The sequence below is a fragment of the Rhodoblastus sp. genome (genome assembly GCF_052145335.1).
Lineage (GTDB): Bacteria > Pseudomonadota > Alphaproteobacteria > Rhizobiales > Beijerinckiaceae > Rhodoblastus.
In genome coordinates this window covers 36,111-42,410 of sequence record NZ_JBKQOU010000321.1, presented here as the reverse complement: position 1 = coordinate 42,410, position 6,300 = coordinate 36,111, and the positions used below count along the sequence as shown (strand labels likewise).

Genomic DNA, 6,300 nt, shown 5'->3' with positions numbered 1-6,300 from the left:
CCTCATTTCGCCCAAATCCCGGACGATGCGACAAGTGTCCACACGCCTAGAGCCTTTTCCGATCCGATTGAATCGGATCGGGGCTCTAGTTTTTTGTTTTTACGCGTTTTCTTCATGCGAACCGGTATCCCCTTCGCTTGAAAACGCTCTAACCACGCGGGCCCTGGTTCACGACGCCGACTGAGCGATGGCTTCCAGAAACTCCTCCCCATAGAGGGCGATCTTGCGCTCGCCGACGCCGTGGATGGCGCGCAAATCCTCCATCGTCGCGGGGCGGCGTTCCGCCATTTCCAACAAGGTCCGGTCGGCGAAAACCATATAGGCGGCCAGACCTTGATCCTTGGCGAGTTCGCGCCGCAATTTACGCAAGGCCTCGAAAATCTTGCCTTCCGTCGCGTCGACCTTCTCCTCGCGCCCGGCTGCGCGAGGTTGCTTTTTCGCCGTTTTTTCGCGTGGCGGGTCAGCGCGCAAAACAAAGCTCTCGCGCCCCAGCAGGATCGCCTCGCCCTTTTCGGTCAATGCGAAGCCGCCATGTTCGGCGCTGGCGGCGCCAAGCGCGCCGGCGGCGAAAAGCTGCCGAAAAATCGAGGTCCATTGCTGCTTGCTCTGGTCGGCGCCGACGCCGAAGGTTTTCAGGGCGTCATGGCCGTTGCGGCGCAGGGTCTCGTTTTCCGCGCCGGTCAAGAGATCGCATAGATAGCCGGCGCCGAAACGCTGGCCGGTGCGATAGACCGCCGAAAGCGCCTTTTGCGCTTCGACCGTTCCGTCGCGCAAGGCGACGAGACCGAGGCAGACGTCGCAGCGCCCGCAGGGCTTCGCCTCCTCGTTGAAATAAGCCAGAAGCATTTGTCGGCGGCAGGACGCAGCCTCGCAGAGCGCCGCCAGCGCTGCGAATCTCTGGTGCTCGAAGCGCCGGCGGTCGTCGGGAAGGGCCTTTTCGTCGATCTGGCGGCGGCGCAGGGCCATGTCCTCCAGCCCGTAAAGGGTGAAGGCGTCTGCCGGCAGGCCGTCGCGCCCGGCGCGGCCGATCTCCTGGTAATAGGCCTCGATGGATGAGGGCATGTCGGCATGGGCGACGAAGCGCACGTCCGGCTTGTTCACTCCCATGCCGAAAGCCACCGTGGCGAAAGCCACCACGCCGTCTTCCCGCAAAAACCTGTCCTGATTGGCGTTGCGCCGCGCAGAATCGAGGCCGGCGTGATAGGCGACCGTGTCAAACCCCTGTGCGGCGAAAGATTCGGCGAGCCTTTCGGTTCCGGCGCGCGAGGCGCAATAGACAATGCCGCTCTGGCCGCGCCGCGGCGCAAGAAACTGCGTCACCTGTTTGCGCGGCTGGTCTTTGGCCGCGAAGGACAGCGAAATGTTCGGCCGGTCGAAAGAGTGGACGAAGATTTGCGGCTTGCGGTCGAACAGTCGCTCGGCGATTTCTTCGCGCATGGCGATGTCGGCGGTGGCGGTGAAGGCGATGACCTGAACGGCCCCCAGCTTTTCGACAGACTTGCGGATCATGCGATATTCCGGGCGGAAATCATGGCCCCATTCGCAGATGCAATGGGCCTCGTCGACCGCCACGCGCCTTACCCCGCTACGCGAAAGGGCTTCGACCAATCCGTACATGGCGAGGCGTTCCGGCGACAGGAACAGCAGTTTCAGCTCGCTGGCGCGGATTTGCGCCCAGGTTTTCTTGGCGTCATCCTCGCTGGTCTGGGAGTTAAGGGTGGCGGCGGCGAGGCCCAAGGCCTGCATCTGGCCGACCTGATCGCGCATAAGGGCGATCAGTGGCGAGACGACGAGGGTCAGCCCCTCGCCGAGCAAGGCCGGCAATTGATAGCACAGGCTCTTGCCACTGCCGGTCGGCATCACCGCGAGCACCGGATCGCCGGAAAACACCGCCGCGACGATTTCCTCCTGACCGGGACGGAAATCGTCGAAACCGAACACCGATTTCAGCAGGCGCCGGGCTTGCAGGACTTCATTCATCGCGCGCCCCATCGACCAGCGTAATCCTGCCGCTGGCGACGGCGAAAATATCGGCGCGGCTGCGTAAATCGTCGAACAAAGCGATGTCCGCCCCGGTCATCCAGACCTGGCCGCCGAGTTCACTCAGCGCGTCGAACAAGGCGCGCCGTCTCGCCGGATCGAAATGGGCGGCGATTTCATCGAGCAGGACGATGGGCGCTATGCCGCTCATCGCCGCCACCAGTCGGGCGTGGGCGAGAACCAGCCCAACCAGCAGGGCCTTCTGCTCGCCGGTCGAGGCGCGCCGCGCCTCGCATTGCTTGGGACCGTGAAGCACGGCGAGATCGCTGGCCTGCGGGCCGATCAGCGTCCGTCCGGCGGCGGCGTCGCGGGCGCGATTGTCGCGCAGGATTGCGCGAAACACGTCTTCCGCCTCCAGCGCCGGGCGCTCGGCGATGAGAAGGTCGATCTCGCCTTCCAGCGCGATTTCCGCCCAGGGAAAGGGCGAATCGTCATTGCGAGTAGCGCGGATGAGCGCCGCCAATCGCTCCACCGTTTCGCGACGCGCGGCGGCGACGGAAACGGCGAGTTCGGCGATCTCGCGCTCGGCGGCGTCGAGCCAGATTTTCTCGCCGCGCCGCTCTTCGAGCAGACGGTTGCGATTGCGCAGGGCGCGCTCCAGCGCATTGACCCGCGCGCCATGTTCACTATCGACCGCCAGCACCAGTCGATCGAGAAAACGCCGCCTTTCGCCCGCCGGGCCGGTGAAAAGCCCGTCCATCGCCGGCGTCAGCCAGACGATGCGGACATGATCGGCGAAAGCCCGCGCCGAGCCGATCGGCTCGCGGTCGAGGCGGAATTTACGTTGGCTGGCGCCGTCGACAATTTCGATTCCGGCGCCCAGTTGCAGCATCCCGCCTTCCTCGCCGGCGATTTCCAGCGAGACGGCGAAACCGCCGCTGCCGCCCTCGCGCGCCATCTCGGACAGATCGGCGCGGCGAAGCCCCCGCCCCGGCGTGAACAGCGAGAGAGCTTCGAGCAGGTTGGTTTTTCCCGCGCCATTATCCCCGGCCAGTGCGACCATGCCGGAGGAAACACGCAGATCGAGCGCCGGATAGGAGCGGAAATCGGCCAACACGACGCGCCCGATTCTGCGGACGCAAAAAGAAGGATCGCTGGCGGGGGGAAACGTCATGCCCCGCTTCTAGCTTGCGCCGGCGTTCGCCGCTAGGCGCCCAGGTCGCGGCCCCGAAAGCGCGCGCCCGGTTGCTACAAACGACCACGATGCGGAAAAGTTAAAATTATGCTTTATTGTCATCTGCTTACAATAAGGCCGCGCCCAGGAAAAAGGCAGAGCGGTCTTTGCTTAAGCCAATGCATGAGGCGATCATGACCGCTACTAGCGAATCGCATGACTCCGCTCCCGTCAAAAAAGCCGAGACGGAGAAACCCGTCGAGATCATGCCGGCTGCGGGCCCGCATGCGCGCCCGGAATTGACCAATTACGAGGCCTGTCCTGGCTCTGGGGTGTTGCCGGCTGAAAAGACCTACGGCCGCGAATCCGATCCCGGCGCCGGCTGAGCGCCGCGACGGCGACCGACCGAGAGCTTTTGGCGAGAGCCGGGTTTATGTCCCTCCGCTTGCGGAGAGACCCGTCAAACCTGTTTGCGGCGCAGGCGCACGACCACGTCGACCCGTGCGATTTCCATACCTTCGGGCGGCTCGGGCAATTGGCTGAAATCGATCAATTGCTGCGGCAGGTCGACCAGCAGATGAGCCTCTTCGGTCAGGAAATGCTGATGATTGGCGAGGTTGGTGTCGAAATAGGTTTTCGCGCCGTCGATGGCGATTTCGCGCAGCAGGCCGGCCGAAGTGAACTGGTTCAGGGTATTATAGACGGTGGCAAGCGAAATCGGCGCATGGACGGCCAGAGCCTCCTCATAAAGACGCTCCGCCGTGACGTGGCGGTCGCCTGAGCCGAACAGCAGCCACCCCAGCCGCAAACGCTGGCGCGTCGGACGCAGGCCAACCGCGTTCAACTTGCGCCGCAGATCGTGCATCGGGCAACCGTCGAGATCGCCCGCCTTGGCGGGTTTCCGGCTCGACGTCCTTTTGGCGCGAGCGACGGAAGCGCCTTCCTTCATATTCATAAAGCCTCCCCTCGCTTGCGAAACACTTGACCCGCGAAACATTTGGCCCGCGAAACATTTGGCTATTCACCCGGCCCCACGCGAACCATGCCATCCTTTCATATAAACTTTTGCGCGCCCGCCGGCAATATCGCCGAAGGCGTCGTCCGTTGACGGACTCAGAGTCATTGGTCTTGGGGCGACCTGAGGCTACGGGCGAAATTCTTTCCTTTCGTTCGGCTTTCGGCCCCGAATATGGTGTGTTAGAAGGCGCGGCTTACGAATGCCGCGGCTTCAGCTTAAAACCATTCGTCAGCGGAAATTTTCGTATGAGAATCAACTCAGGCTCCGCCGGGAGCCAAACAGGGGAAATGTCCCATATGGGCGAGAAACGCTCCAGTTTCGCTTATGAAGATCTTCTGGCCTGCGGCCGCGGCGAGCTTTTCGGTCCCGGCAATGCGCAATTGCCTTTGCCGCCGATGCTGATGTTCGATCGCATCGTGAAGATCAGCGAAGACGGCGGCGTCAATGGCAAGGGCCATGTGCGCGCGGAATTCGACATCAAGCCCGACCTGTGGTTCTTCGGCTGCCATTTTCAGGGCGATCCCGTCATGCCGGGCTGCCTCGGTCTGGACGCCCTGTGGCAATTGACCGGATTTTTCCTCGGCTGGCTCGGCCTGCAGGGGCGAGGGCGGGCGCTCGGCGTCGGCGAGGTCAAATTCGCCAACCAGGTGCTGCCCAGCGTCAAACAAGTCGTCTATGGCGTGGAGCTCAAACGCGTGTTCAAGGGCAAGCTGATCCTCGGCATCGCCGACGGCTGGCTTGAGGCGGACGGCGAGCGGATTTATGAAGTCAAGGACATGCGCGTCGGACTGTTCCAGCCCGCGGCCTGATGCCTGGAGAAATTCTGCATTTTCCTGGCCGTAGCTTGCGTCCGCCCGTTGGGGCCACAAAACTCGCCGCAAGGCAAGAAGGGGTGAAGTCATGAGACGCGTCGTCGTCACCGGCATCGGCATTGTTTCCTCGATCGGCAATGACGCGGGCGAAGTTCTCGCCTCTTTGCGCGAGGCGCGCTCGGGCATCGTGCGGGCCGAGAAATATGCCGAACTGGGTTTTCGCTGCCAGGTGCATGGCGCGCCGACGCTGAACCCGGAAGAAAAGGTCGATCGCCGCGCCATGCGCTTCCACTCCACGGGCACGGCCTGGAATCACGTCGCCATGGATCAGGCCATTGTCGATTCCGGCCTGGAGACGAGCGACATCGTCAATCCGCGCACCGGCATCATCATGGGCTCCGGCGGACCTTCCACCCGTGCCATTGTCGAGTCCGCCGACATCACGCGGTCAAAAGGCCCCAAGCGCGTCGGTCCCTTCGCCGTGCCCAAGGCGATGTGTTCGACTGCCTCGGCGACGCTGGCGACCTGGTTCAAGATCAAGGGCGTCAATTACTCGATTTCGTCGGCCTGCGCGACTTCCTCGCATTGCATCGGCAACGCCGCCGAAATGATCCAATATGGCAAACAGGACGTGATGTTCGCCGGCGGTTGCGAAGAGCTGGACTGGACCCTGTCCGTGCTGTTCGACGCCATGGGCGCGATGTCTTCTTCCTATAACGACACGCCGGCCACCGCCTCGCGGGCCTATGACGAAAGCCGGGACGGTTTCGTCATCGCCGGCGGCGCAGGCGTGCTTGTGCTGGAGGAATATGAACACGCCAAGGCGCGCGGCGCCAAAATCTACGCCGAACTCGCCGGCTATGGCCTGACTTCGGACGGGCACGACATGGTGGCCCCTTCGGGCGAGGGCGCCGAGCGCTGCATGCGCATGGCGCTCGAAACCTGCAAAATTCCGATCGATTACATCAACCCGCACGCGACCGCGACGCCGGTTGGCGATCTCAAGGAGATCGAAGCCCTTCGCAAAGTGTTCGGGGCCGACAAATGCCCGCCGATTTCCGCAACCAAGTCGCTGACCGGCCATTCGCTCGGCGCGGCGGGCGTTCAGGAGGCGATCTATAGCCTGCTGATGCAGCAGAACAGTTTCATCTGCGAAAGCGCCAATATCACCAAACTCGATCCCGCCTTTTCCGACATGAACATCCTGCGCCAGCGCCGGGACAACACGCCGCTGGGCGCCGTCCTGTCCAATTCCTTCGGATTTGGCGGCACCAATGCGACGCTGATCTTCAAACATGTCGACGCCTGACCGAAAG

General features: G+C 62.9%; 6 protein-coding genes. 3 read left to right on the top strand and 3 right to left on the bottom strand.

Annotated elements, in window-relative coordinates:
• Window positions 1-168: 168 nt before the first annotated feature.
• Together recQ and recF are read right to left on the bottom strand one after the other, a co-directional pair.
• Window positions 169-1,980: a DNA helicase RecQ gene (gene recQ / locus ACLP2E_RS19820; RefSeq protein ID WP_442466892.1), complete on the bottom strand. Its 1,812-nt coding sequence runs from the start codon at window positions 1,978-1,980 to the stop codon at window positions 169-171.
• A complete protein-coding gene (recF, locus tag ACLP2E_RS19815) occupies window positions 1,973-3,154 on the bottom strand; it encodes a DNA replication/repair protein RecF (protein ID WP_442466891.1) in 1,182 nt (393 codons plus the stop codon). The genes recQ and recF overlap by 8 nt, the downstream gene beginning before the upstream one ends.
• 194 nt (window positions 3,155-3,348) lie before the next feature.
• Here recF and ACLP2E_RS19810 point away from each other — a divergent pair, with 194 nt between their 5' ends.
• Complete coding sequence (locus ACLP2E_RS19810; RefSeq protein WP_442462970.1) at window positions 3,349-3,540, top strand: hypothetical protein; 192 nt, start codon at window positions 3,349-3,351, stop codon at window positions 3,538-3,540.
• Window positions 3,541-3,614: 74 nt separating this feature from the next.
• On the opposite strand, the gene irrA is transcribed toward ACLP2E_RS19810, so the two are convergent.
• Window positions 3,615-4,103: an iron response transcriptional regulator IrrA gene (gene irrA, locus ACLP2E_RS19805; RefSeq protein ID WP_442462973.1), complete on the bottom strand. Its 489-nt coding sequence runs from the start codon at window positions 4,101-4,103 to the stop codon at window positions 3,615-3,617.
• 365 nt (window positions 4,104-4,468) lie between these two features.
• Here irrA and fabA point away from each other — a divergent pair, with 365 nt between their 5' ends.
• Window positions 4,469-4,981, top strand: coding sequence for a 3-hydroxyacyl-[acyl-carrier-protein] dehydratase FabA (gene fabA, locus ACLP2E_RS19800; RefSeq protein WP_442462969.1), 513 nt, complete (start codon window positions 4,469-4,471; stop codon window positions 4,979-4,981).
• Between the two features lie 91 nt (window positions 4,982-5,072).
• Window positions 5,073-6,293, top strand: coding sequence for a beta-ketoacyl-ACP synthase I (gene fabB, locus ACLP2E_RS19795; RefSeq protein ID WP_442462968.1), 1,221 nt, complete (start codon window positions 5,073-5,075; stop codon window positions 6,291-6,293).
• Window positions 6,294-6,300: the final 7 nt, after the last annotated feature.

Excerpts from the sequence above, each read along its gene's own strand:
- recQ (WP_442466892.1), bottom strand. The coding sequence starts at position 1,980 with ATGAATGAAGTCCTGCAAGCCCGGCGCCTGCTGAAATCGGTGTTCGGT.
- recF (WP_442466891.1), bottom strand. The coding sequence starts at position 3,154 with ATGACGTTTCCCCCCGCCAGCGATCCTTCTTTTTGCGTCCGCAGAATC.
- ACLP2E_RS19810 (WP_442462970.1), top strand. The coding sequence starts at position 3,349 with ATGACCGCTACTAGCGAATCGCATGACTCCGCTCCCGTCAAAAAAGCC.
- irrA (WP_442462973.1), bottom strand. The coding sequence starts at position 4,103 with ATGAAGGAAGGCGCTTCCGTCGCTCGCGCCAAAAGGACGTCGAGCCGG.
- fabA (WP_442462969.1), top strand. The coding sequence starts at position 4,469 with ATGGGCGAGAAACGCTCCAGTTTCGCTTATGAAGATCTTCTGGCCTGC.
- fabB (WP_442462968.1), top strand. The coding sequence starts at position 5,073 with ATGAGACGCGTCGTCGTCACCGGCATCGGCATTGTTTCCTCGATCGGC.